This is a genomic window from Janthinobacterium sp. AD80, assembly GCF_002878455.1.
Classification (GTDB): domain Bacteria; phylum Pseudomonadota; class Gammaproteobacteria; order Burkholderiales; family Burkholderiaceae_D; genus Janthinobacterium.
In genome coordinates this window covers 1-24,490 of the sequence record NZ_NRDQ01000051.1, presented here as the reverse complement: position 1 = coordinate 24,490, position 24,490 = coordinate 1, and the positions used below count along the sequence as shown (strand labels likewise).

Annotated in this window: 22 protein-coding genes; 3 read left to right on the top strand and 19 right to left on the bottom strand. The window is 61.4% G+C overall.

Features of this window, described 5'->3' with window-relative positions:
- From JaAD80_RS12055 to JaAD80_RS12035, 5 genes are all read right to left on the bottom strand, one after another.
- The coding region (locus tag JaAD80_RS12055; protein ID WP_180979396.1) for an anti-sigma factor at nucleotides 1–264 on the bottom strand (264 nt) is incomplete at its 3' end.
- Nucleotides 261–776, bottom strand: coding sequence for an RNA polymerase sigma factor (locus JaAD80_RS12050; protein WP_102294380.1), 516 nt, complete (start codon nucleotides 774–776; stop codon nucleotides 261–263). The genes JaAD80_RS12050 and JaAD80_RS12055, both read right to left, overlap by 4 nt.
- Before the next feature lie 21 nt (nucleotides 777–797).
- Nucleotides 798–1,172 carry a hypothetical protein gene (locus tag JaAD80_RS12045; protein WP_102294382.1) on the bottom strand — a complete coding sequence of 125 codons (375 nt, stop codon included), beginning with the start codon at nucleotides 1,170–1,172 and terminating at the stop codon, nucleotides 798–800.
- Between the two features lie 54 nt (nucleotides 1,173–1,226).
- A complete protein-coding gene (locus JaAD80_RS12040; RefSeq protein ID WP_102294379.1) occupies nucleotides 1,227–2,147 on the bottom strand; it encodes a DNA-3-methyladenine glycosylase in 921 nt (306 codons plus the stop codon).
- Nucleotides 2,148–2,214: 67 nt separating this feature from the next.
- Nucleotides 2,215–3,222, bottom strand: coding sequence for an XdhC family protein (locus JaAD80_RS12035; protein WP_102294378.1), 1,008 nt, complete (start codon nucleotides 3,220–3,222; stop codon nucleotides 2,215–2,217).
- Between the two features lie 100 nt (nucleotides 3,223–3,322).
- On the opposite strand from JaAD80_RS12035, the gene JaAD80_RS30695 reads away from it, so the two are divergent.
- Nucleotides 3,323–3,463, top strand: a complete 141-nt coding sequence (locus tag JaAD80_RS30695; protein WP_180979395.1) for a hypothetical protein — start codon at nucleotides 3,323–3,325, stop codon at nucleotides 3,461–3,463.
- A gap of 40 nt (nucleotides 3,464–3,503) precedes the next feature.
- Here the strand turns inward: JaAD80_RS30695 and JaAD80_RS12025 are convergent, their stop codons facing one another.
- The 14 genes from JaAD80_RS12025 to JaAD80_RS11960 all read right to left on the bottom strand — a co-directional run bounded on the left by JaAD80_RS12025 (nucleotide 3,504) and on the right by JaAD80_RS11960 (nucleotide 20,524).
- Nucleotides 3,504–4,559 (bottom strand): M48 family metalloprotease, encoded by a 1,056-nt coding sequence (locus JaAD80_RS12025; protein ID WP_308410592.1) that lies wholly within the window; start codon nucleotides 4,557–4,559, stop codon nucleotides 3,504–3,506.
- A 58-nt stretch (nucleotides 4,560–4,617) separates the two neighbouring features.
- Nucleotides 4,618–5,067, bottom strand: a complete 450-nt coding sequence (dut, locus tag JaAD80_RS12020; RefSeq protein WP_102294375.1) for a dUTP diphosphatase — start codon at nucleotides 5,065–5,067, stop codon at nucleotides 4,618–4,620.
- Between the two features lie 34 nt (nucleotides 5,068–5,101).
- Nucleotides 5,102–6,322 carry a bifunctional phosphopantothenoylcysteine decarboxylase/phosphopantothenate--cysteine ligase CoaBC gene (gene coaBC, locus JaAD80_RS12015; protein ID WP_102294374.1) on the bottom strand — a complete coding sequence of 407 codons (1,221 nt, stop codon included), beginning with the start codon at nucleotides 6,320–6,322 and terminating at the stop codon, nucleotides 5,102–5,104.
- 21 nt (nucleotides 6,323–6,343) lie between these two features.
- A complete protein-coding gene (gene lspA / locus JaAD80_RS12010; protein ID WP_076568171.1) occupies nucleotides 6,344–6,853 on the bottom strand; it encodes a signal peptidase II in 510 nt (169 codons plus the stop codon).
- Nucleotides 6,854–6,942: 89 nt separating this feature from the next.
- Nucleotides 6,943–9,843: an isoleucine--tRNA ligase gene (ileS, locus tag JaAD80_RS12005; protein ID WP_102294381.1), complete on the bottom strand. Its 2,901-nt coding sequence runs from the start codon at nucleotides 9,841–9,843 to the stop codon at nucleotides 6,943–6,945.
- Nucleotides 9,844–9,928: 85 nt separating this feature from the next.
- A complete protein-coding gene (locus tag JaAD80_RS12000) occupies nucleotides 9,929–10,900 on the bottom strand; it encodes a bifunctional riboflavin kinase/FAD synthetase (RefSeq protein WP_102294373.1) in 972 nt (323 codons plus the stop codon).
- A gap of 286 nt (nucleotides 10,901–11,186) precedes the next feature.
- A complete protein-coding gene (locus JaAD80_RS11995) occupies nucleotides 11,187–12,398 on the bottom strand; it encodes a tetratricopeptide repeat protein (protein WP_102294372.1) in 1,212 nt (403 codons plus the stop codon).
- Nucleotides 12,399–12,476: 78 nt separating this feature from the next.
- Nucleotides 12,477–12,908, bottom strand: coding sequence for a biopolymer transporter ExbD (locus tag JaAD80_RS11990; protein ID WP_180979394.1), 432 nt, complete (start codon nucleotides 12,906–12,908; stop codon nucleotides 12,477–12,479).
- Between the two features lie 105 nt (nucleotides 12,909–13,013).
- Nucleotides 13,014–13,442, bottom strand: a complete 429-nt coding sequence (locus JaAD80_RS11985; RefSeq protein WP_102294371.1) for a biopolymer transporter ExbD — start codon at nucleotides 13,440–13,442, stop codon at nucleotides 13,014–13,016.
- A 5-nt stretch (nucleotides 13,443–13,447) separates the two neighbouring features.
- Nucleotides 13,448–14,380 (bottom strand): MotA/TolQ/ExbB proton channel family protein, encoded by a 933-nt coding sequence (locus JaAD80_RS11980; protein WP_219726814.1) that lies wholly within the window; start codon nucleotides 14,378–14,380, stop codon nucleotides 13,448–13,450.
- An 86-nt stretch (nucleotides 14,381–14,466) separates the two neighbouring features.
- Entirely contained in the window at nucleotides 14,467–15,123 is a 657-nt protein-coding gene (locus tag JaAD80_RS11975) for an energy transducer TonB (protein ID WP_102294369.1), read from the bottom strand.
- A gap of 539 nt (nucleotides 15,124–15,662) precedes the next feature.
- Nucleotides 15,663–17,264 carry a SpoVR family protein gene (locus tag JaAD80_RS11970; protein WP_102294368.1) on the bottom strand — a complete coding sequence of 534 codons (1,602 nt, stop codon included), beginning with the start codon at nucleotides 17,262–17,264 and terminating at the stop codon, nucleotides 15,663–15,665.
- The gene (locus tag JaAD80_RS11965) at nucleotides 17,264–18,532 is read right to left on the bottom strand and encodes a YeaH/YhbH family protein (protein WP_102294367.1); all 1,269 of its coding nucleotides are present in this window, start codon (nucleotides 18,530–18,532) and stop codon (nucleotides 17,264–17,266) included. The genes JaAD80_RS11970 and JaAD80_RS11965 overlap by 1 nt, the downstream gene beginning before the upstream one ends.
- A 69-nt stretch (nucleotides 18,533–18,601) precedes the next feature.
- Nucleotides 18,602–20,524: a PrkA family serine protein kinase gene (locus JaAD80_RS11960; RefSeq protein WP_102294366.1), complete on the bottom strand. Its 1,923-nt coding sequence runs from the start codon at nucleotides 20,522–20,524 to the stop codon at nucleotides 18,602–18,604.
- Nucleotides 20,525–21,130: 606 nt separating this feature from the next.
- Between JaAD80_RS11960 and JaAD80_RS11955 the strand changes: the two genes are divergently transcribed.
- Together JaAD80_RS11955 and JaAD80_RS11950 are read left to right on the top strand one after the other, a co-directional pair.
- Nucleotides 21,131–22,162: an adenosine deaminase gene (locus JaAD80_RS11955; protein WP_102294365.1), complete on the top strand. Its 1,032-nt coding sequence runs from the start codon at nucleotides 21,131–21,133 to the stop codon at nucleotides 22,160–22,162.
- A gap of 24 nt (nucleotides 22,163–22,186) precedes the next feature.
- Nucleotides 22,187–24,490: ABC transporter permease (locus JaAD80_RS11950; RefSeq protein ID WP_102294364.1), on the top strand; the 2,304-nt coding region annotated here is incomplete at its 3' end.

The following is a 24,490-nucleotide window of genomic DNA, read 5'->3' as shown; positions in this document are numbered from 1 at the left end:
TGCCGCCTGCATGGCGTGGCGGTGCCAGGCGCCATTCGCCGCCGCAGGCGACGCTGCCTGCAGCAGCGCCGGCGGCACGGTTTCATCGAGCACGGGGTCGAACAGGGCGCGCAGCTGCCGGTTCTGTTCACGCCAGGCGTCGACCCGGGCCGCATCGTCCGGATGCGCGCGCAGGTGGGCGTCGATGGCGGCGCGCTGTTCCTCGGGCAGGACGCCGTCGGCCAGGGCGTGCAGTTGCGCTTCGCTGATGGCTTGCGTAGTCATTTCACGACTTTCAGGGTGGGCACGCCATGGCCGCCGGCAGGGCGGCCGTCGAGCAGTGCGCGCAGTTTCTCGCGCCCGCGCGACAGCCGCGACATGACGGTGCCGACGGGGATGCCCAGGGTGGCCGCCACCTGCTCGTACGGCATCTGTTCCAGCGCGACGAGCAGGATCACTTCGCGCTGGCCCAGCGGCAGGCGGCCCAGCGCCGCATCCATTTCGCCGATGGCGATGGCTTGCCCTGGCGCGCGCTCGGGCGCGGGCAGCAGGGCATCGTCGTCGAGTTCCTGCAGCGGCGGGCCGGCGCGGCGCAATTGGTCCACGTGCAGGTTATGCATGATGGAAAACAGCCAGGGCCGCATCTCGCCGCTGCGCTGTTCCAGCTTGCGCCAGGCCCGCTCCACGGTGTCCTGCACCAGGTCGTCCGCATGCAGGGCGCCGGCCAGCGCGCGCGCATAGCGGCGCAGGCCGGGCAGACACGCTTGCAGCAGGCGGCTGTCCTCTTGCGTGGTCATGGTGGCGGGGGGGTGGAAGGCTCAGGGCTTGACGACGTGCCACACGTTCTTGAAGTTGTCGCCCGTCGCGTCGCCCGGCTTCTTGTCTTCCTTGTACAGGTACAGGGGCTTGCCCTTGTAGGTCAGCTGCATGGCGCCATTGTCTTCGCGCTTGATGCTGCCGTACGGGGCGGCGGGTGCCGCTTCGGTGGCGATGACGGCGGGCCAGGCCACCAGGCAGCCGCCGCTGCAGGCGCTCTTGCCGCTGTCGGCGACATCCTTGTCGAACACGTAGACGGTCATGCCGCTGGCATTGACCAGCATGCCGTTGGCGGGCATGGCGTCGGCGGCGAAGGCCAGCGGGGCGGAAAGCAGGGCGGCGAGGGCGGTGGCGGCGAAAGTGGTGGTGAAGCGCATGTCGGTCTCCTTGAGGTTGTTGAGGGCTTGCAAGGGATAGACGCCTGTCGCCCGCTATTTATTCCCGGGTCGGTGAACTATTTTTTCCGGCGCATGCAGGCTGGCCCACAGGTGGGCGGCGGCCATGGTACGGTGCGGCGCGTAGTGGCGCAGCCACTGTTCCGTGCGGGCCATGTCCGGCTTGACTTCTTCGCCGAGCAGCTTTTGCAGCGCGGCGCGGATGGCCACGTCGCCATGCAGCGAGCAGTCGGCATAGCCGTAGCCGCGCAGCAGCGCGTAATTGACGGTCCACGGGCCAATGCCCTTCACGGCCAGCAGCGCTTGCGAGATGGCCGACACGTCGCCGGAGGGCGGCAGCTCCAGCGACAATGCTCCATCGTTGACGAGATGCGCCAGGCGCAGCACGGTTTCCGCCTTGGCGCGCGAAAATTTACGGCTGGTCAGGTCCTCGATGGCCAGCCGCGCCACATCCTGCGCCTCCGGATAGCACCACAAGCCGCTGCTGTGCCGGCGCCCCGCCTGCAGAATGAAGGTACGTCGCAGGGCGATGGCAAACGGCAGGTTGATCTGCTGGCCGATGATGGCCCATGTCAGCGCCTCGAACGGGCTGGCCGATTGCACGATGCGCAAGCCCGGATTAAGCCGCACCAGCGGCGCCAGCAGCGTATCGTTGGCCGCCAGTTGCGCGAACGGCAGCGGGTCGATGCGCAGGCCGAGGATGTTCAGCAGCGCGCCATGCAGCGGCGCCTGCAGGCCGGTGTTGGCGGCGCCATCGATCTCGGCGCGGCAGATGGCCGCAGCGTCTGTCAACGCCACGTCCAGCGCCACGGGCACGCCTTGCAGCAAAATGCCCTTGCGCAGGCCTGTAGGCGTGACCTGCTCCGCCACGGCTTCCCCGTCGCGGCTGTGAAAGGCGATGACATCGTCGCGGCGGTAGCCGGCGGGCAGGGGGAGGATCCAGTGCAGCAGTGTCATGGTGGTCAAATCAGGGAAGGTAGCAGGGGCGCGCCGCTGGCGCATCTCGTTTCTTGCTTGTCCGGCTTCAGCGCGCGCAAATATCGGTGGTGGGCGGGCTCAGGGCGGCCGCGTGCTGGATCTGCAGGGCGGCCGGCACGCCATTTTTCACGGCCGTCAGTTCGGCCAGGATGGAAATGGCGATTTCGGCCGGCGTCTTGCTGCCGATGTACAGGCCGATGGGCGCGTGCAGGCGCGCCAGCTGGTCGGCGCTGACATCGAACTGCAGCAGCCGTTCGCGCCGCTTGGCATTGTTGGCGCGCGAACCGATGGCGCCGACATAAAAAGCGGGCGACTTCAATGCTTCCATCAGCGCCAGGTCATCGAGCTTGGGATCGTGGGTGAGGGCGACGACGGCGCTGCGGCTGTCGAGTCTTAGTTCCAGCACCACGTCGTCGGGCATGGCGTGCAGCAGGGGCACGCCGGGCACATTCCAGCCGCCGCGGTATTCCTCGCGCGGGTCGCAGACGATGACGTGGTAATCCATGGCCGTGGCGATTTGCGCCACAAAGCGCGACAGCTGGCTGGCGCCGATGATCAGCAAGCGCCAGCGCGGGCCATGCTGCGTGGTCAGCACGTCATTGTCCAGGGCCAGCAGGGCGCCTGGCGCGGCGCGCTGCAAGGTCACGCCGCCGGTATTCAGGTCGAGGCGGCGCTCGACCAGTTCATGGGCTTCCAGGCGCGCCAGCAGCTCGGCTACGCCGCTGTCCGCATGCAGCGGTTCGATGGCCAGTTCGATGGTGCCGCCGCAGGGCAGGCCGAAGCGGTGCGCTTCGTCGGCGCTGATGCCGTAGCTGACGATGTCCGGCCGCGTGCGCACGATGCCGTGCGTGCGCACCGTGTCGATCAAGTCGTCTTCGATGCAGCCGCCGGAAACGGAACCGACCACCGTGCCGTCTTCGCAGATGGCCAGGGTCGCGCCCACGGGGCGGGGACTGGAACCCCAGGTCTTGATGACGGTGACGAGTTCGCAGCGCTGCCCGGCGGCGAGCCAGGCGGCACAGGTTTTCAGGACTTCAAGGTCGATGCTATCCATGGGGTGCGCAGTGTGCTTGCCGTGCCGGGTCGGCAAAGTATGGAATATTCTTCAATATTGTGGCTATACTACGCTCTCCAACAGCCTGCGGAGAGATTTCATGTCAAACGACCACGAGACCCAAGACGACGGCATTCCCAAGTTCGGCAAGCTGCTCATCGCCCTCTTCCTGGCGGTAGTGTTTTGCGGCGCCCTCACATGGGTCATGGGCACCTACTTCCCCAACTTCCCCGGCGCCTGACCAAACCTGCTGCGTCAGGCGCCGCCTTGCTGCATCAGGTCTAAGGTTTCAACGGCTTCTTCGCCGCCTGCTTGGCGCGCACGTCGGCCACGGCGCGGTTGATGGCGGCCATGCGCGAGTTGGTGCCAGGGTGCAGGGCCGTGTAGCCGTTGGCGACCGTGGCCGGCACTTGCGTGGCCAGGCGCTGCCAGAAGCGTGCGGCGTTGTCGACGTTGTAGCCGGCGCGCGCCAGCAGGTAGATGGCCAGGGCATCGGCCTGGGCATCGAGTTCCTGTGGCATGGCCTTGATGCCGGCGGCGCCCGTCAGCATCGACACGTCGGGCTGCACGGCGCCCAGGCTGTCGATGATGCTGCCGGAAGTTCCTGCCGTGCGCTGGCTGCGCGCATGGTCGAGAATGTTGTGCGCCATTTCGCGGGCGATGACAAAGGCGATGCCTTCATCGTTCTGCGCCGCGTTGATCATGCCGCGCGTGAGCATGATGCGCGAACCGTCCGAATACGCGTTGATATTGTCCGCATTGCCCAGGGCGACGCGGAAGGCGCAGGCGCGCGTGACGGGAATTTTCAGGTCCTGCTGCTGGCCTTCGCGGGCGATGGTCATGTTCAGGCTGGCACTCTTGGATGCCAGCGGGCCGACGATGGCGCCGAACGGGCCTTCCGCTTTCGGGCCGGCCGGCAGCGGCTTGCCTTCGGCCGCCAGCAAGGCGTCGCCCTTGCGCAGTCCGGCGCGCGCGGCGCCGCTGCCAGGCAGCACGCCGGACACCTGCATCTGTTCGCCGTAACCGAGCGCCGCCTGTGCCGCGTCGGCATAGATGCCAGGGTAGGAATACTTGTTCTGGGCCGTGAAGCCCAGCAGGTTGCGCGCATACGTCTTGCACAGGTCCGCATTGTTGATCAGCAGGGGCGCCGAGACTTTCGACAGGCGGTCCTGCAGCGCCACCATCTTCACCAGTTCTTCCTGCGCCGCCTTTTGCTGCGCCGTGAAGGCGGGAGCGTCGGGCGCCGGCACCACGTTGAACGGGCCGCTGACATTCGTGCCCGGGGTGGTACAGCCGGCGAGAATGGCCGCGCTGGCCAGCAAAATGGGAGTGGCCAATCGGCGCAGCGAAGTTTGGGCTGGGATCAGATGGCGGAAACCTGGCATAAGTAAGTCCTTAATGTTTGCCGGTGCTGCCGAAACCGCCAACACCGCGTTCGCTGTCGCCGAATTCCTCGACGACGTTAAAGCCCACTTGCAGCACCGGCACGATAATCAGCTGCGCCAGGCGTTCCATGGGATTGAGCGTGAATGCGCTCTGGCCCCGGTTCCAGGTCGATACCATCAGCTGGCCCTGGTAATCGGAGTCGATCAAGCCTACCAGATTCCCCAGCACGATGCCGTTTTTGTGGCCCATGCCGCTGCGCGGCAGGATCATGGCCGCATACGACGGGTCGCCGATGTGGATGGCCAGGCCGGTGGGAATGAGCACCGTCTGTCCCGCTTCGATGGTGATGGCGTCGTCGATGCAGGCGCGCAGGTCGAGGCCCGCGCTGCCCGGCGTGGCGTAGGCTGGCAGCAGTTCTTTCATGCGTGCGTCGAGGATCTTGATGTCGATATTTTTCATGAATCTGATTAACTAAGCTAAGTCGTATGGGTGGTTATTTGAGCAGCGAATTCTTGGCGATGCGCTTGGAGATTTCCGAAATCAGCTGGCGTGCCAGGTTCAGTTTCGAGGCGCGCGGCAGCACGGTATGGCCTTCTTCATCGAAGAGGATGATGGTGTTGTCGTCCTGGCCAAAGGTGTTCTGGCCGATGTTGCCGACCAGCAGGGGGATGCCTTTCTTTTCGCGCTTGGTCGAACCGAATTCCACCAGGTTTTCCGACTCGGCGGCAAAGCCGACACAGTAGGGGTAGCCGGCCAGGTTGGTGCGTGCCGCCACGGTGGCGAGAATGTCCGGGTTTTGCGCGAACTGCAGTTCCGGCACGGAGCCGTCGGCCTGCTTCTTCATTTTCTGCTCGCTGGCGTTGACGACACGCCAGTCGGCGACAGCGGCGACGGCGACGAAGACATGCTGGTCGTCGACGTGGGCCAGCACGGCATCGTGCATCTGCTGCGCGCTTTGCACATTGATGCGGCGCACGCCGAAGGGCGAATCGAGGGCCGTGGGGCCGGAAATGAGCAGCACTTCGGCGCCCGCTTCGCGCGCCGCGCGCGCCACCGCATAGCCCATCTTGCCCGAGGACAGATTGGTGATGCCGCGCACGGGATCGATGGCCTCGAAGGTCGGGCCGGCCGTCACCAGCACGCGCTTGCCGGCCAATACTTTCGGCTGGAAGGCGGCGATCAGTTCCGTCAGCAGCTGTTCCGGTTCCAGCATGCGGCCCAGGCCCGTTTCACCGCAAGCCTGCTCGCCGGCGGCGGGGCCAAACAGCTCGATGCCGTCATCGCGCAGCTGCTGCACATTGCGCTGCGTGGCGGGGTTCTGCCACATTTCCACGTTCATGGCCGGCGCCACCAGCAAGGGCAGGTGGGAAGGACGGGCCAGGCACAGGGTAGACAGCAGGTCGTCGCACACGCCATGCGCCAGCTTGCGCATGAAGTCGGCCGAGCATGGCGCAATCAGGATGGCATCCGCGTGGCGCGTCAGATCGATATGCGCCATGTTGTTGTCGATGCGCGGGTCCCACTGGCTGGTGTGCACGGGGTGGCCGGACAGCGCCTGCATCGTCACGGCCGTGATGAAGTGGCTGGCCGCATCCGTCATCACCACCTGCACCGAGGCGCCCGCTTTTGTGAGCGCGCGGCACAATTCCGCCGCCTTGTAGCAGGCGACGCCGCCCGAGAGTCCCAGGACGATTTTTTTGCCGGACAGTTCCATGCCGTTCTCCCGCAGTCGTGATTACTTGTTTACCCGGCGCAGTTCATCGATGATGAACAGGGCCGCGCCGATGCAGATGGCGCTATCGGCGATATTGAAAGCGGGGAAATGGCCCCAGCTTTTCCAGTGGAAGTCGAGGAAATCGACCACGTGGCCATACATCAGACGGTCGATGGCATTGCCCAGCGCACCACCGAGTATCAGCGCCAGGGCCCAGCAGAACATGCGCTGGCCCGCGTGCTTTTTCAGCAGGTAGATGATGTAGATGGCGGCCGCCAGGGCGATGCCGGTGAAGAAATAGCGCTGCCAGCCGCCCTGGTCGGACAGGAAGCTGAACGCGGCGCCCTTGTTATACGCGAGTACCAGGTTGAAGTACGAGGTGATGACCATCTCTTGCGCATAGCGGAAGGTCTTCAGGATCGTGATCTTGGTGATCTGGTCGAACAGGATGACGATGGCGGCGATGCCCAGCCAGGGCACCAGCGACGATGAGGAGGACGATTTCGATGAAAAACGGTTTTTAGTGGCCATATTTTTCCAGGGAAGATAAAGCCGCCGCTGCCCTTGCAGGCCGCGGCGGTGGGAGCGGGGCGGGAGTCATCCGGCCCCGGCTTGCTGTTTTAGGCGAAGCGGCGAACTTCGCCCTTGCCAAACAGGTTGCTGACGCAGCGGCCGCACAGGGTAGCATGCGCGGCGTCCGTGCCCACGTCCGCACGGTAGTGCCAGCAGCGCTCGCACTTCGGTGCCGTCGATGCGGCCACGACCACCTCTTCGGCCGCTTCGTCGGCCACTTCAGCCACCGTTGCCTGCGAGGTGATAAAGACGAACTTCAGGTCGTCGCCCAGGGTCGTCAGCAGCTTGTACTTCATCGGCGCGGCCTTGATCGTCAGCTCCGCCTGCAGCGAGGAACCGATGGCGCCCGAGGTGCGCAAGTCTTCCAGCTGCTTCGTCACATCCGTGCGCACGGCGCGCAGGGCAGTGTATTTCTCCAGCAGGCCGGCGGCGTCCGCCACTTCCGGCAGCTGCCACCAGGTTTGCGTGAAGATGGTTTCGTCGCTGGCGGCATACGCTTCGCTTCCTGCGAAGACGGCCCACGCTTCTTCTGCCGTAAACGACAGGGCAGGGGCCATCAGGCGCAGCAGGCTTTGCGTGATGTGCCACAGGGCGGTCTGCGCCGAGCGGCGCGCTTGCGAGCTCAGGCCGGTGGTGTACAGGCGGTCCTTCAGGATGTCCAGGTAGAAGCCGCCCAGGTCTTCCGAGCAGTAGGTCTGCAGTTTTGAGACCACCGGGTGGAATTCGTAGCGCGCGTAGTTGTTCTCGATCTGCTGCTGCAGCGAGGCCATGTTGGCCAGCGCATAGCGGTCGATCTCGAACATGTCCGCCACCGGCACGGCATCCGTGGCCGGATTGAAGTCCGACGTATTGGCCAGCAGGAAGCGCAGGGTGTTGCGGATGCGGCGGTACGATTCCGTCACGCGTTTCAGGATTTCGTCGGAGATCGACAGCTCGCCCGTGTAGTCGGTCGAGGCGATCCACAGGCGCAGGATGTCGGCGCCCAGGGTGTCGGAGATCTTTTGCGGCGCCAGGGTGTTGCCCAGCGACTTGGACATCTTCTTGCCTTCGCCATCGACCGTAAAGCCGTGCGTCAGCAGGGCTTTATATGGCGGACGGCCATTCAGCATCGACGACACCAGCAGGGAGGAGTGGAACCAGCCGCGATGCTGGTCCGAGCCTTCCAGGTACAGGTCGGCCGGGAATTGCAGCTGCGTCGAATGCGAACCGTGGCCTTGCGGGCCGCCCAGCACCGTCTGGTGCGTGGCGCCGGAATCGAACCATACGTCCAAGGTGTCCTTGTTCTTCGCGTAGATGGCCGCTTCGTCGCCGATCAGGTCTTTCAGATCGAGCGCCTGCCATGCCTCGATGCCGTCCTTTTCGATCAGCTTGGCCACCTGTTCCAGCAGCTCGGGGGTGCGCGGATGCAGGTCGCCCGTTTCCTTGTGCACGATGAAAGCCATCGGCACGCCCCACTGGCGCTGGCGCGACAGGGTCCAGTCGGGACGGTTGGCGATCATGCCGTGCAGGCGCGCCTGGCCCCAGTCCGGGAAGAACTCGGTCTCGGCAATGCCTTTCAACGCGGTTTCGCGCAGGGTCGCGCCGCCGTCTTTCGGCGTCACGTCCATGCCGGCGAACCACTGCGAGGTGGCGCGGTAGATGACGGGCTTTTTATGACGCCAGCAATGCATGTAGCTGTGGTCGAACATCTTGACTTCGAACAGGGCGCCCGCTTCTTTCAGGGCGGCGCAGATCGGCTTGGAAGCATCCCAGATGCTCATGCCGCCGAACAGGGGCAAGGTCGAAACGTAATTGCCGTCGCCCATGACGGGCTTGATGATGTCGTCGTCCTGCATGCCGTGCGCCTTGCACGAGATGAAGTCGTCCACGCCATACGCGGGCGCCGAGTGCACCACGCCCGTGCCGCTTTCGGCGGTCACGTAGTCGGCCAGGTACATCGGCGAGAGGCGGTCGTAGAAAGCGTCCGACGCGTGCAGCGGATGGCGGAAGCTGATGCCTTCCAGCGCGGCGCCGTCGCAGGTGGCGATCGTCGTGCCATCGAGCTTGAAGCGCGCCAGGCAGGATTCGACCAGGTCTTGCGCCAGGATCAGCAGCAAAGGCTGGCCGTCGCGCGTGGTTTCGACCAGCGCGTATTTCAATTCAGGATGGACGTTCAGCGCCTGGTTCGACGGGATGGTCCAAGGCGTGGTGGTCCAGATGACGACGAAGCCGTTTTCGGTCGGCAGTGTCGGCAGATTGAAGGCTTTGGCCAGCTTGTCGAATTCGGCGAACTTGAAGCCGACATCGATGGCCGGGTCGCGTTTGTTTTCGTATTCGATTTCAGCTTCCGCCAGCGCCGACTGGCAATCAAAACACCAGTTGACCGGTTTCAGACCACGGTAGACGTAGCCTTTTTCCAGCAGCTTGCCCAGCGCGCGCAGCTCGTCGGCTTCATTGCCGTGCGCCATGGTCAGGTAGGGGTTGTCCCATTCGCCCAGCACGCCCAGGCGGATAAAGTCCTTCTTCTGGCGCTCGACCTGCACGTTGGCGTAGGCGCGGGCTTTTTCCAGCACTTCGGCCGTCGGCAGGTTCTTGCCGTGCAGTTTTTCGATCTGGATCTCGATCGGCATGCCGTGGCAATCCCAGCCCGGTACATACGGCGCGTCAAAGCCGGCCAGCGAGCGCGATTTGACGACCATGTCCTTGAGGATCTTGTTGACGGCGTGGCCCAGGTGGATGTCGCCATTCGCATACGGCGGGCCGTCATGCAGGATGAATTTCGGACGGCCGGCGGCAGCCTTGCGCACGCGCTCGTAGATTTTCTTGTCTTGCCATTGCTGTACCCATTGCGGCTCGCGCTTGGCCATGTCGCCGCGCATCGGGAACGGGGTTTCCGTCATGTTGACCGGGTATTTGCTTTCTGGCTTCTTGTTCTGCTTGGGCGCGGCTGGCTTGTTTTGATCGGACATAGTCTTCTTTACTTGTATGGTGTAGATGTTTTGCAGCAGGTGTGTGGCGGCGGCGGGCGCCGCCAGGCGGCGGAGTTGGCCGGGGTCAAATTCGGTCGGTGGCGGTAATGGCGCTGCGGCGCTGCGCAAAATAGGCGCGTGCCTGGTTCGAGTCGCGTTCGATGGCGGCCGTCAGGGTGGGCAGATCATCGTATTTCTCTTCGTCGCGCAGCTTTTCCAGAAATTCCACGCGCACCAGCTTGCCGTAGCAGGACTGATTGAAGTCGAACAGATGCACTTCCAGCAAGACGCGGCCGCTGTCATCGACGGTGGGGCGCACGCCCAGGCTGGCCACGGCCGGCAGCGGTTGCGGGCCCAGGCCATGCACTTGCACGATGAAAATGCCGGACAGGGCGGGGCGATGCGCCACGCGCAGGTTCAGGGTGGGGAAACCCAGGGTGCGGCCCAGTTTCTGGCCATGGATCACATGGCCGGAAATGGCGTAGGTATGGCCCAGCAGCTGCGTCGCCAGCGGGAAATCGCCGGCGGCCAGCGCCAGGCGCACGGCCGACGAGGAAATGCGCGTGCTGCCATTCATCACGGTCGGTAACGTTTCAACGTGAAAACCGTATTGGCGGCCCGCTTCCTGCAGCATGGCCACGTCGCCGGCGCGCCGGGCGCCATAGCAAAAGTCGTCGCCGACCATCAGCCACTTCACGTGCAAGCCGTCGACGAGGACTTTTTCCGTGAATTCCTGCGGCGTCAGGGCGGCGAACTGGGCGCTGAAGTGCTCGACGACGACACGGTCGATGCCGGCGTCTTCCAGCGACTGCAGCTTGTCGCGCAGGTTGGCGATGCGTTGCGGGGCTTTCGACAGGTCGCCAGCGCGCTGCGCGAAGAATTCGCGCGGATGCGGTTCGAACGTCATCACGGCCGCCTCGATGCCGAGCTCGGTCGCTGCCTCGCGCACGCGCGCCAGCAAGGCCTGATGGCCGATGTGGACACCGTCAAAATTGCCGATGGTCAAAGCGCAAGGCGCGCGTGCCTGGGCATTGGGAAGTCCGCGGAATACCTTCATGGGAATCTGATGAAAAACTGTGCCAAAAGGGGGATTATACGGACTGTTTCAGGGATGCACAGCCGCAAGGGCGGCCTGAAGGGTAATTTCCCCCCTGAAATGGACAAAAAGCGTTGCCGGCAACTGAGCTGGCAACGCTTTTGGTATGGATTCAGTACACTCTCAACGTCGAACCCAAGCGTGGCGAGCGGCAGTGATTTGTGGCCGAGAAGCGCCACCGTACGCTGGTACGGTGAGCATCACAGGCCGCAAAGCGCGACGCGCGGTAGCTTGGGTGCGATGTCAATTACTTGTTCATCAACGTCCAGTAGCGTGCCAGGTCTGCCGCGCCATCCGTGCCTTTGACGGCTTTCAGCGCGGTGATGGCGTTGGATTTCTTGCCGGCGTGGATGTAGGCGATGCCCAGGTGCAGCTTGGCTTCTTCCGCGTACTTGGCGGTGCCCATTTTCACGGCGTCGTTCATCAGGGCCAGACCCTTCTCGGTTTGGCCGTCATACACCAGGGCGAAGCCCAGCTTGCTCAAGCTGTCGGCGTCCTTGTTCTTGACGTATTCCGCTTCCGACTTGGCGGCGTTGGCCTTCAGGTCAGCCTGGGTTTTCAGGGCAAGGTCTTTCAGGCGCTGGTGGCGGGCCGCATCGGCGCCGGTACCCAGCACGCCTTTTTTGTAGCCTTGCTCGATGATGGCCAGTGCTTCGCCCGGATTGCCTGCCTGCAGGGCCAGCTGGCTGATTTCCATGTATTCGGAAGGCTTGGTGAACAGGCCGTTGGCCAGGCGCAGGCGCTGCACGTCCAGGCCCAGGCGTTGCGAGAAGCCAGGCTTGCCCGATACGCGGTTCAGCAGGTCAGCCCAGTAGCTGGTCTTTGGATAGCTGGCGGCCAGTTTTTCCAGGGTGGCGACGTAGCCAGCCTTGTCGTTCTGCTTCAACTGGATGTTGGCCAGCATTTGCAGGCTCGCTTCCGAGTTGCCGCCGCGTGCCTGCAGCTCTTTTGCCGCTTCGGCGTAGTTGCCGCTGACGTAGTAGGTCTGGATCAGCAGTTCGCGCATCTGTGGATCTTCGCGGTCTTTCAGCGAGCGTTTGATCCAGGTGATGGTGTTAGGCCAGTCCTTGGCGCGGTAGTACATGCCGGCCAGGGCTTGCGTGAATTTCGGGGCTTCGGCGGCGCTCAGGCGGCCGGAGTTGATGACGGCTTCGAAGGCCTTGATGGCGGTACCGTTGTCGCCGGCGGCGGCAGCGGCCGAAGCGCGTACGCGTTCGATCTGGTAGCTTTCAAAGGCGGTCTTGCCGCCGACGCTGTCTGCTTCGCGCAGTTTGGCCAGCGCTTCCTTGTTTTTGCCGCTGCTAGCGAGTTTTTGTGCTTCTTGCAGTGGCTTGCCGACTTCGGCGCGCACGGTGTCGGCGGCATATGCCAGCGAGCCCAGGCCGATTACAGGAGTTGCTGCGGTAAAACCGATAGCGGCCATGACGAGGCCGAGATGAGCGAGACGAAACTTGGACATGAGAAAGTCTTTCAGTAAAAAGCGAATAGGCAGGAAGTCCTGCCTATTCGGATGTAAAGATAACCTGATTGCTACAGCTTACTGGAATTGCTCGTTGCCGACCAGACCGATTTTGGTCACGCCCAGACGCTGCGCCGACGCCATCACACCGGCGACGACTTTGTATTCCACCAGCTTGTTAGGACGCAGATGCACTTCTGGCTGGTCTGCTTGCGCAGCAACATTGCTCAGTTTGGCTTCCAGCGTATTACGATCAGGTACGACCTGATTGTCCCACAAGATAGTGCCATCAAAATCGACATCGATCGTGACGACCACTGGTTCGGTTGTCGGTGGCGGCGGGGTGCCGACCGGCATGTTCAGGTTCACCGAGTGGTTTTGCTTAGGAATCGTGATGATCAACATGATAATCAGCACCAGCATCACGTCGATGAGGGGCGTCATGTTCAGTTCCATCATTGGTTCCGGATCCGCGCCTGGAGCGCTTCCCGAACCGACATTCATACTCATAGTGTTTCCTTTAAGAAGTCCAACGAAGCACCGGGCGAAACTGCCGCCCGGCAAGCTTCCTTCAGTGGCGCCCCTGTGTTGCCGGGGCGCCGCTGTCAGTCGCTATCAGCCCTTGTCAGGTGGTTCGGTGATGAAGCCGACCTTCTGGATCCCGGCACGTTGGGTCGTGTAAATAACCCGGCCGATCGATTCGTAGCGTGTTTCTTGGTCGCCACGAACGTGTACTTCCGGCTGCGGTACTTTCACTGCTTCAACTTTAAGATAATCGAACAGCTCGTTCGTGTCTTTCAGTCTGGTCTGGCCCAGGTAAATCTCGCCATCCTTGTTAACAACGATGTTAACGTTTTGCGGCTTGGTTTGAAGGGCTTGATTGGCCTCAATCGGCAGATCGATTTTCTGCAGCTTAAGGACAACCGGACTCGTGATCAAGAAAATGATCAGCAAAACCAACATGATGTCGACAAGCGGCGTCGTGTTGATTTCTGACATTACCTGATCTTGTTCTCCGCTGTCGGAGCCGACGGACATCGACATGATTCTTATCCGATCTTTTTAGCGCCGGCAGCACGGCCAGCTTCGCTGGTGGACATTACGCCGGAAACCAGGACCGAGTGAACGTCGGCGCTGAACGAGCGGATGTCTTCCATTGCGGTTTTGTTACGACGAACCAACCAGTTGTAACCCAGAACGGCAGGAACAGCGACCAGCAGACCGAAAGCGGTCATGATCAGTGCTTCACCAACTGGACCTGCAACTTTGTCGATCGATGCGTTACCGGTCATGCCGATAGCGGTCAGTGCGTTGTAGATACCCCAAACGGTACCGAACAGACCGATAAACGGTGCGGTCGAACCAACGGTTGCCAGGAACGACAGGCCATCTTGCAGACGCGATTGAACTTTGTCCGAAGCGCGCTGGATCGACATCGTCACCCAGGTCGACAGATCGATTTGTTCCAGCAGGGCGCCGTCATGGTGAGCCGTTGCCTTGGTGCCCGATTCAGCGATGAAGCGGAATGGCGAACCTTCTTCCAGGGTTGCCGAACCAGCAGCGATCGAAGGAGCTTTCCAGAATTTGGCAGCTGCTTCTTTAGCTTGCTTGAAGATCTTCATTTGATCGATCAGCTTGGTGATGATGATGTACCAGGTACCGATCGACATGATGACCATGATGATCAGGGTAGCGCGTGGCACGAAGCCGCCGTCCCATACTGCTTGCAGGCCGAACGGGTTGTGGACTTCTTCGGTTTTGGCTGGAGCTGCTGCGTCAGCGGCTGGAGCGGCTGCGTCTGCTGCTGGGGCTGCTGCGTCAGCAACTGGTGCTGGTGCTGCTGCAGCGTCTGCCGCTGGAGCCGTAGCTGCTGCCGATGCTGGTGCGTCAGCGAATGCCGGAGCTGCTACCAGAGCGGTAGTAGCGGTAACGGACAACAGAACCGCGGCAAAAAATGCGGACAAACGGGTATTCTTAAACATGCTTCCTCCAAAATTAAAAATAACAGATCGCTGAACGTAATGACAACGAAATCATAGTGTGAGACAGGGGATAACTGCCTCGGGTTTTAATCCAGCGACCAAACGTATTGCATTTGCTGCCAGCCTTGTTCCGGCTTGCCGTCGACTGTTGCCGGCTTAAATGTACAGCGGCTGATACCTTGCACCGCAGCTCTGTCCAGGTCTCTGAAGCCGCTGGACTTCACGATCTTCGAATCAGCGACCTTGCCGTCCACACCGATCAGGAACGACAGTGTCACGACACCGGTTTCCTCGTTGCGCTGCGACGACTTTGGATAAGTCGGCTTTTCGCAGACGCTGAAGTCAACCACGGCCGGTGTGCGCACCGATTTGGCTGGTCCAGGAGTTGGCGCAGGCTGTGCAGGCGGTGCTGGCGGTGCCAATACATTCGTGGCTGGCTTCACAGCAGTCGTATTTGCAATCACGTTCTGTTGTGGTGGCGGCTGCTGCACGTTCACCTCGACTGGCGGAATGAATGGCGGCGGTGGTGCCTTCATTTCTGGCGGCGGTGGTGGCGGTGGAAGATCCTTCGGTGGAGGCGGTTTGACTTCCTCGATAATCTTGGTTTCAACCGGTTCCATCATTTTGGTGACCAACCGCTTGCCCAAGCCCGTCACGATCCCGTAAGCCGCGAGAACGTGCAGCAGGACAACGATAGTGATGCCTGTGTAGTTCTTGGGACTTTTCTCGTTCGAAAAATTCATGCCTGCTTTCTCCAAATACCATCTCTTGTCTTGCAACTGAACCCCAAAATGACGACACAAAGCTCCAGCCGTATCCGGGACGTCGCCGAATTATACATACGAATTCTTTATTTTACACAGATTTTTAACGCCTAAAACCGGTTAAATTTTTGGCGCTTTTGCGCCCTGAAAACGTACTTGCTTATGTCATCTTTGCACGCTTTCGGACAGAAAAAAAGGCGGTCTTATCGGTTTTTTACAGCTGTTTTGGACGACTACTGCTAAGTTCTCCGATGTGCCGATATGGCGGAATTATATTTCGTGATATTCAATATGGAAACTGCTAAATTTGGAGAAAAATCTTTCCTTTTGGAAATATTTTAGGTCTGAACCAGACCACTTAGCTTGGCACGCGCACCAAACAGGTGCGGGAAGGACTTTGCACAGGTCAAAAAAAGCGGCCCCGGAGCCATCTCCGAGGCCGTATGGCCATACTGAATTCCTATGTAGCCATAGGCAACGCTTATATTCTTGATATTGATTATTATCAATAAACCTATTTATGGCCGGACAGCTGGGTCATCGCGGCGGTTCCGTTTTTCCCTCCGGCAATTTAATGTCCCCAGGACGAGCCCCTGCGGGTCGACCGTATCGAGATGCACATCGAAGCCCCACAGGCGCGCCACGTGTTTGATCACTTCCGCCGCCTGCTGGTTCAATGGCCGGCGCTGGAATTGCGTATGGCGCAAGGTCAGGGCCCTGTCGTCGCGCGTATTGACGGACCAGACCTGGATATTCGGTTCGCGGTTGCCCAGGTTGTACTGTTCCGCCAGCTGCTGGCGCACATACCGGTAGCCGGCGTCGTCATGAATGGCCGAAATGGCCAGTTTTTCATTTTTATCATCGTCGAGGACGGCAAAGAAATGGAATTCACGGATCAGGCGCGGCGACAGGTATTGGGCGATGAAGCTTTCATCCTTGAAATTGCGCATGGCAAAGTCCAGGCTCTTGCGCCAGTCGCTGCCGGCCATGTCGGGGAACCAGGCGCGGTCTTCGTCCGTCGGGTGCTCGCAGATGCGGCGGATATCGCTCATCATGGCAAAACCCAGCGCATACGGATTGATGCCGCTGTAATAAGGACTGTCGATGGGCGGCTGGTAGACCACGTTGGTATGGCTTTTCAAAAATTCCATCATGAAGCCATCGCCCACCACGCCTTCATCGTAGAGCTGGTTCAGGATGGTGTAGTGCCAGAAGGTGGCCCAGCCCTCGTTCATGACCTGGGTTTGCCGCTGCGGATAGAAATACTGGGAAATCTTGCGCACGATGCGCACCATCTCGCGCTGCCACGGTTCCAGCAGCGGCGCGTACTTCTCGATGAAGTACAGCAGGTTTTCCTCGGGTTCCGGCGGAAAGCGGGGGATGGCCTTGCGCTGGTCTTCCTCGTCCTCGTCCTCGTCGCGGCGGGGCAGGGTGCGCCACAGCTGGTTGATCTGCGACTGCACGTATTCTTCGCGTTCTTTCTGGCGCGCATATTCCTTGGCCATCGACAGCTTGGCCGGGCGCTTGTAGCGGTCCACGCCATAGTTCTGGATGGCGTGGCAGGAGTCGAGCAGCAATTCCACGGCATCGACGCCGTGCCGCTGCTCACATTCTGCAATATAGTTCTTGGCAAACACCATATAGTCGATGATGGCGTCCGCATCCGTCCAGGCGCGGAACAGATAATTACCCTTGAAGAAGGAATTGTGGCCATACGCCGCATGCGCGATCACCAGCGACTGCATGGTCAGGCTGTTTTCTTCCATTAAATAGGCGATGCACGGGTTCGAGTTGATGACGATCTCGTAGGCCAGGCCCATCTGGCCCCGCTTGTAGCTTTTCTCGGTGGACAGGAAATGCTTGCCGAATGACCAATGGTTATACGAGACGGGCATGCCCACCGACGTGTAGGCATCCATCATCTGCTCGGCCGTGATGATTTCCAGCTGGTTCGGATAGGTGTCAAGGCCAAACTGTTTCGCCACCCGGCGGATTTCCTCGTGGATTTGTTCGATCAGCTCGAACGTCCATTCCGACTGCTCGGGCAAGGCGTTCGGGTGGCGCAGGCGCACGAACGGCTCGCCCGGGGTGCTGCTGGCGCGGTCAAAGGCTGCACTCATCATTTCACCTGTTTCTTGAACAGTTCGCGGAAGACCGGATAGATATCGGCCGGCGTGACGATCTTTTGCATGGCGAAATGGGCGTGATGGTCGAGCACGCCCGCATATTGCTCCCACAGGTTTTGCTGCGGGCCATCGGTGATCTCGACATACGTGTAGTACTGCACCTTGGGCATGATGGTATTGATCAAGAGCTGGCGGCACAGCACGGAATCGTTGTCCCAGTTGTCGCCGTCCGACGCCTGCGCCACGTAGCTGTTCCACTGGCCGGCGCCATAGCGCTCGTCGATGATGGTGTTGAGCAGATGCAGGGCCGACGACACGACGGTGCCGCCCGATTCGCGCGAATTGAAGAATTCATGCTCGTCCACTTCCGCCGCCGCCGTATGGTGGCGGATGAACACCACCTCGATCTTGTCGTAGGCGCGCTTGAGGAACAGGTATAACAGGATGAAAAAGCGCTTGGCCGTATCCTTGCGCGATTCGTCCATGGAACCGGAAACGTCCATGATGCAGAACATCACGGCTTGCGTCATGGGCTTGGGTACCTTGATGCGGTTGCTGTAGCGCAAGTCGAACGGGTCGATGAAGGGGATGGCCAGCAAGCGCGTGTGCAGGTGGTGGATCAGGCGCCGCAGCTCCTGCACTTGCGGATCGCTGTCTGGCAAGCCTTGGTGCAGCAGGGTGGCCAGTTCGTCTTCCGCCTGCGCCAGCTGCTTGCGGGCGCCGCCGCCGACGGCGATGCGCCGGCCCAGCGCGCCGCGCAGCGAACGCAGCACGTGGATGTTCGATGGCGTGCCCGACATATTGTAGCCGGCGCGCTGGTTCTTGAATTCCGTCGTGGCCGTCAGCTGGGTTTTCACCATGTGCGGCAATTCCAGGTCCTCGAAGAAATAATTCATGAATTCTTCGCGCGACAATTCAAAGATGAAATCGTCTTCCGTCGTCTCGTCGCTGTTGCCCGCCTTGCCCCGTCCGCCGCCAGCGCCGCCTTTCGGCCGCGCGATCTGGTCGCCCTTCAGGTATTCCTTGTTGCCGGGATTGACCACTTCCCAGACGCCGCCATGCGCGTGGCCGAACGCCGGTTCGCCCACGTCCTTGACGGGGATGCTGACCTTTTCGCCATTCTCGACGTCCGTGATCGAGCGCCCCTTGATGGCGCGCCCCACGGCATCCTTGATCTGGCCCTTGTAGCGCCGCAGGAAACGCTCGCGGTTGACGGCGGATTTATTCTTGCTCTGCAAGCGCCTGTCGATGAGGTATGTCAAAGGGTGCCTCCTTGCTTCTCGTCTTGCGCGCTCCGCCCGTTGCCGGGCGGGAGCGCGCCCGCTGTCGCGCTAGGATGACTTGCGTACGCGCAAGTACCACTCGCATAACAGGCGTACCTGCTTGGCCGTGTAGCCTTTTTCCACCATGCGGGCCACGAAGTCGGCGTGCTTGTTGGCATCGTCGGCGCTGGCCTTGGCATTGAACGATATCACCGGCAGCAATTCCTCCGTATTCGAGAACATTTTCTTCTCGATCACCGTGCGGAACTTTTCATAACTGGTCCAGGCGGGATTCTTGCCGCCGTTGGACGCCCGTGCGCGCAGTCCGAAGTTGACGATTTCATTTCGGAAATCCTTCGGATTGGAAATCCCCGCCGGTTTCTCGATCTTTTCCAGTTCGTTGTTCAGCGATTCGCGGTCGAAGCTCTCGCCCGTGTCCGGATCGCGGTATTCCTGGTCCTGTATCCAGAAGTCGGCGAACGTCACATAGCGGTCGAAGATGTTCTGGCCATATTCCGAATAGCTTTCCAGGTAGGCCGTCTGGATCTCCTTGCCGATGAATTCCACGTAGCGCTGCGCCAGGTGCTCTTTTATATAGGAGAAGTAGCGCTGCTCGAGTTCCGGCGCGAACTGCTCGCGCTCGACCTGCTGCTCCAGTACATATAATAAGTGCACGGGATTGGCGGCCACTTCGGAATTATCAAAGTTGAACACTTTGGAGAGGATCTTGAAGGCGAAGCGCGTCGACAGCCCGTTCATGCCTTCGTCGACGCCCGCGTAGTCCACGTATTCGTGCATGGACTTGGCTTTCGGGTCCGTGTCCTTGAGGTTTTCGCCATCGTAGACGAGCATCTTGGAAAAGATGCTGGAGTTTTCCGGGTCTTTCAGACGCGACAGGATGGCGAACTGCGCCATCATGCGCAGGGTGCCCGGGGCGCACGGGGCTTTTTCCAGCGAGGAATTGGCCACCAGCTTGTCGTAGATCTTGATTTCATCGGACACGCGCAGGCAGTACGGCACCTTGACTATATAGATACGGTCAAGGAAGGCCTCGTTGTTGCGGTTGTTCTTGAAGGTCTTCCATTCCGATTCGTTCGAGTGGGCCAGGATGATGCCGTCAAACGGAATCGCGCCGAAGCCTTCCGTGCCCTTGTAGTTGCCTTCCTGCGTGGCCGTCAGCAGCGGGTGCAGGACCTTGATCGGCGCCTTGAACATTTCGACGAATTCCATCAAGCCCTGGTTGGCCAGGCACAGGCCGCCCGAATAGCTGTAGGCGTCCGGATCGTCCTGCGCATAGTCTTCCAGCTTGCGGATGTCGACCTTGCCCACCAGGGACGAAATATCCTGGTTGTTCTCGTCTCCCGGTTCCGTCTTCGAGATGGCGATCTGTTTCAGCACGGAAGGGTAGCGCTTGACGACGCGGAACTGGTTGATGTCGCCATTGTATTCGTGCAGGCGTTTCACGGCCCACGGGCTGGGGATGTTGCGCAGGTAGCGGCGCGGGATGCCGTAATCCTCTTCCAGGATGGTGCCATCCTCTTCCTCGTTGAACAGGCCCAGTGGCGACTCGTTGACGGGCGAGCCTTTCAGGCAATAGAAAGGCACGTGTTCCATCAGCGACTTGAGTTTTTCCGCGATCGACGACTTGCCGCCGCCGACAGGTCCCAGCAAGTACAGGATCTGCTTGCGTTCTTCCAGGCCTTGCGCCGCGTGGCGGAAATACGAGACGACCTGCTCGATGACTTCCTCGGTGCCGTAGAACTCGCGGAAGGCGGGATAGATCTTGATGACCTTGTTGGCGAAGATGCGCGACAGGCGCGTGTCGTTGCGCGTGTCGACCAGCTGCGGCTCGCCGATGGCGGCCAGCATGCGTTCGGGCGCGCTGGCATACGTCAGCTTGTCCTTCTTGCACAGGGCCAGGTATTCGGTGAGCGACATTTCCTCTTCGCGGGTGCGCTCGTAGCGTGCTGCATAGTTGTCAAAAATGGTCATGTCGAATGTCCTTTAATGTAAAACTAAACTGCCAGTCACCATGGCCGCCCGCCTGGCACTTGCCTGGGCTTGCCGCTTGAACTTTTCCTGTACCCCGTATCGATTTTTATTGTTGTTTCAAGCCCGGCTGTCTTTGCGAGTCCGGATTGCCCGAACCAAAAAACTGGCGCTTGATGCCGTGTGCTGACGTGGCCAGCCGGCTTTTTTTTCATGTGCTGATAGCGCTTGATGCACCTACCCTTACCCCATGAAATTAATTATTGCTCTAAAGGATCAGGAAGTCAAAAGATATGTCGTAATATCCTTAATACATGTGTGTAAATGATTGATTTTATTGGATAAATCGTCAAAATTTTCAGCGTTTAAGATGAACTTTTTAGCGCCTCTTGAATCATCATACGACAATTCGCCAGCATGTGCCGGTGCCGCCCCGATGGCCGCCGCCACGGCCTTGCCACAAGCTTGTCGCTGGCCCTGCGCCGGTGAGCCTGGCCATCTTGCGCTAAGATGCCTGCATGTTTGATGGCAGCCGCCATGGCGCGTCACTGCGCGCCGCCCTGGCGTGTGCATGCCAGCATTTTTATCGACACCCTATAAGGAACACCCATGATGAACCCCCAATTGCGCGCGATCGTCCGCGGCATGCCGAAAGCCGAACTGCATATCCATATTGAAGGCTCGCTGGAACCCGAACTGATTTTCGCACTGGCCAAGCGCAATGGCGTGCCTTTGGGCTATGAATCGGTGGAACACTTGCGCAGCGCCTATGCTTTCACGGATTTGCAATCTTTTCTCGACATTTATTACGCTGGCGCAAGCGTGCTCCTGAAAGAGCAGGATTTCTATGACATGACGCAGGCCTACCTGCAGCGCGCCGAGGCGGACAATGTCCTGCACACGGAAATTTTCTTCGACCCGCAAACGCACACGGCGCGCGGCGTGGCGATGGCCGACGTGATCAACGGCATTTACCGCGCCTGCCAGGACAGCCCCGTGAGCGCGGCCCTGATCCTGTGCTTCCTGCGCCACCTGAGCGAGGAAGAAGCGTTCGAGACCCTGGAAGACGCGCTGCCGCACCGCGACAAGTTCATCGGCATCGGCCTCGATTCGTCGGAAGTGGGCAACCCGCCCGAAAAATTCTCGCGCGTGTTTGCCCGTTGCCGCGAACTGGGACTGCACCTGGTGGCCCACGCGGGCGAGGAAGGCCCGCCGGCCTACATCCGCACGGCGCTCGACGATTTGCAGGTCGAACGCATCGACCATGGCGTGCGCTGCCTGGAAGACGCGGACCTGACGGCCCGTCTGGCGCGCGAACAGATCGCCCTGACCGTTTGCCCGCTGTCGAATACCAAGCTGCGCGTGTTTGACCAGATGCATGACCATAATCTGGTGCAATTGCTCGACGCCGGCCTGCTGGTGACGGTGAACTCGGACGACCCCGCGTATTTCGGCGGCTACATGAACGACAACTTCGACGCCATCTTCGATTCCCTGCCACTGGGCCTGGCGCATGCGCAGCGCCTGGCGCGCAACGGTTTCATCGCCGCCTTCTTGCCGCAGGCGCGCAAGGATGCCTTCCTCGCCACCGTCGATGCGTATTTCGCGCAGCACGCCGCCGCCCACGGCGCCACGCACTAATCTTTTCATAAAGACCCGCCGCCCATGTTCCGCCTCTCCCTGAAAATGACCGGCCGCGACTGGCGCGCCGGGCAACTGCGTTTCCTGCTCGTCGCGCTGATCGTGGCCGTGGCGGCCCTGTCGGCCGTGGGCTTCTTTGTCGACCGCCTGCGCGCGGGCCTGAACCGCGACGCGCACCAGTTGCTGGGCGCCGACCTCGTCATCAGCGCCGACCAGCCCGTCAATCCGGCCTGGCGCGCCGAGGCCGTCAAGCGCGGTTTCATGCTGGCCGACACGGTGACGTTTCCCAGCATGGCGCAGGCGGGCGAGGGCGAGCAGTCGACCTCGCAGCTGGCGTCCATCAAGGCCGTCTCGCCCGGCTACCCGCAGCGGGGCAAGCTGAAAATCACCACGCATGCGAGCGAGGCGCAGGATGCCGTGGGCCGGCCGACAGACCAAGTGCCGGCGCCGGGCACCGTGTGGGTCGATGCGGCCATCCTGTCCAGCCTGAACGCCAAGCTGGGCGACAGCTTGAAACTGGGCGACAAGGCATTTACCGTCACGCAGCTGATCGCCAGCGAGCCGGACCGTGGCGCCTCGTTCCTGAATTTCGCCCCGCGCGTGATGCTGCCGCTGGGCGACCTGGCCGCCACGGCGCTGGTGCAGAATGGCTCGCGCGTGTCCTACCGCTTGCTGCTGTCGGCGCCGCCGGCCAAGGCGGGCGAAATTGCGCAATATCAAGCCTGGCTGGAAAGCCAGATCAAGACGCAGGCCATCAAGGGCGTGCGCATCGAATCGCTGGAATCGGGCAGCCCGCAGATGCAATCGACCCTGGACCGCGCCGACCGTTTCCTGTCGCTCGTCGGCCTGCTGTCGGCCATGCTGGCCGCTGTCGCCGTGGCGATGGCGGCGCGCCGCTTCATGCTGCGCCACCTGGACGCCTGCGCCATGCTGCGCTGCCTGGGCCTGACGCAAAACCAGGTCACGGCCATGTACGTGATCGAATTCCTGCTCGTCGGCCTGGCCGGCAGCGTGGTTGGCGTGATGGTGGGCTTCGGCGGCCACCTGGTGCTGCTGGAGCTGCTGGGCAAGCTGGTGCAAAGCGACTTGCCGCCCGTCTCGATGCTGCCCGCGCTGCAAGGCGTGGCCACCGGCATGCTGCTCTTGCTGGGCTTTGCCCTGCCGCCGATTTTGCAGCTGCGCAATGTCCCGCATAACCGCGTGATCCGCCGCGAACAGGAACCGCCGCAGGCGCTGGCCGTGGCGACCTACGGCCTGGGCATCGCCGCCTTCGTCGTGCTGCTGCTGTGGCAGGCCGGCGACGTGAAACTGGCGCTGATGACGGCGGCCGGCTTCCTCGGCGGCTTTGCCCTGTTCGGTCTGGCCGGCTGGCTGGGCATCAAGTCGCTGAAGACCTTGCGCGGCGCCTTCAATCACCAGGGCTGGCGCTTTGCCGTCACGTCCCTGCAGCGCCGTCCGGGCGCCACCGTCATCCAGGTGGTGTCGCTGGCCCTGGGCCTGATGGCCTTGCTGCTGCTGACCGTCGTGCGCGGCGACCTGATGGTGGCCTGGCGCAACGCCACGCCGCCCGATGCGCCGAACCGCTTCATGATCAATATCCTGCCAGAACAAAAAGATCCGATTGCCGCGCGCCTGGCCAAAGCCGGCGTGGCCAACGCGCCCCTGTATCCGATGATACGCGGGCGCCTGGTGGCGGTGAATGGCAACGCCATCACGGAGACTACCTACGAGGATGACCGCGCCAAGGGCCTGGCCGACCGCGAGTTCAATCTGTCGACGATGGCCACCATGCAGGAAGAAAACAAGCTGGTGGCCGGCAAGTGGTTCGGCAATGCGCCGGGCGCGCCAGCCGAGGCATCGGTGGAAGAGGGCATCGCCAAGACCCTGAAACTCAAGCTGGGCGACAAGCTGCGCTTCGATATCGCCGGCCAGAGCGTGGAAGCGGCCATTACCAGCTTGCGCAAGCTGGAATGGGGCTCGATGCGCGTCAATTTCTTTGTCATCATCAATCCGGCCGCCATGGTCGATACGCCGCAGACGTGGATCACGGCATTTCATTTGCCGCCGGCGCAGGCGGACCTGGGCAATGCCTTGCTGCGCGAGTATCCGAACCTGACGGTGGTCGACGTGGGCGGCGTGCTGAAACAGATCCAGGGCGTGCTGGACCAGGTGGTGACGGCCGTCGAATTCCTGTTTGCGTTCACTTTGGCCTCGGGCCTGCTGGTGCTGTATGCGGCCCTGATGGGCTCGCAGGACGAGCGCACGCGCGAAGCGGGCCTGCTGCGCGCCCTGGGCGCCACGCGGCGCCAGCTGGCGCAGGCGCAGCTG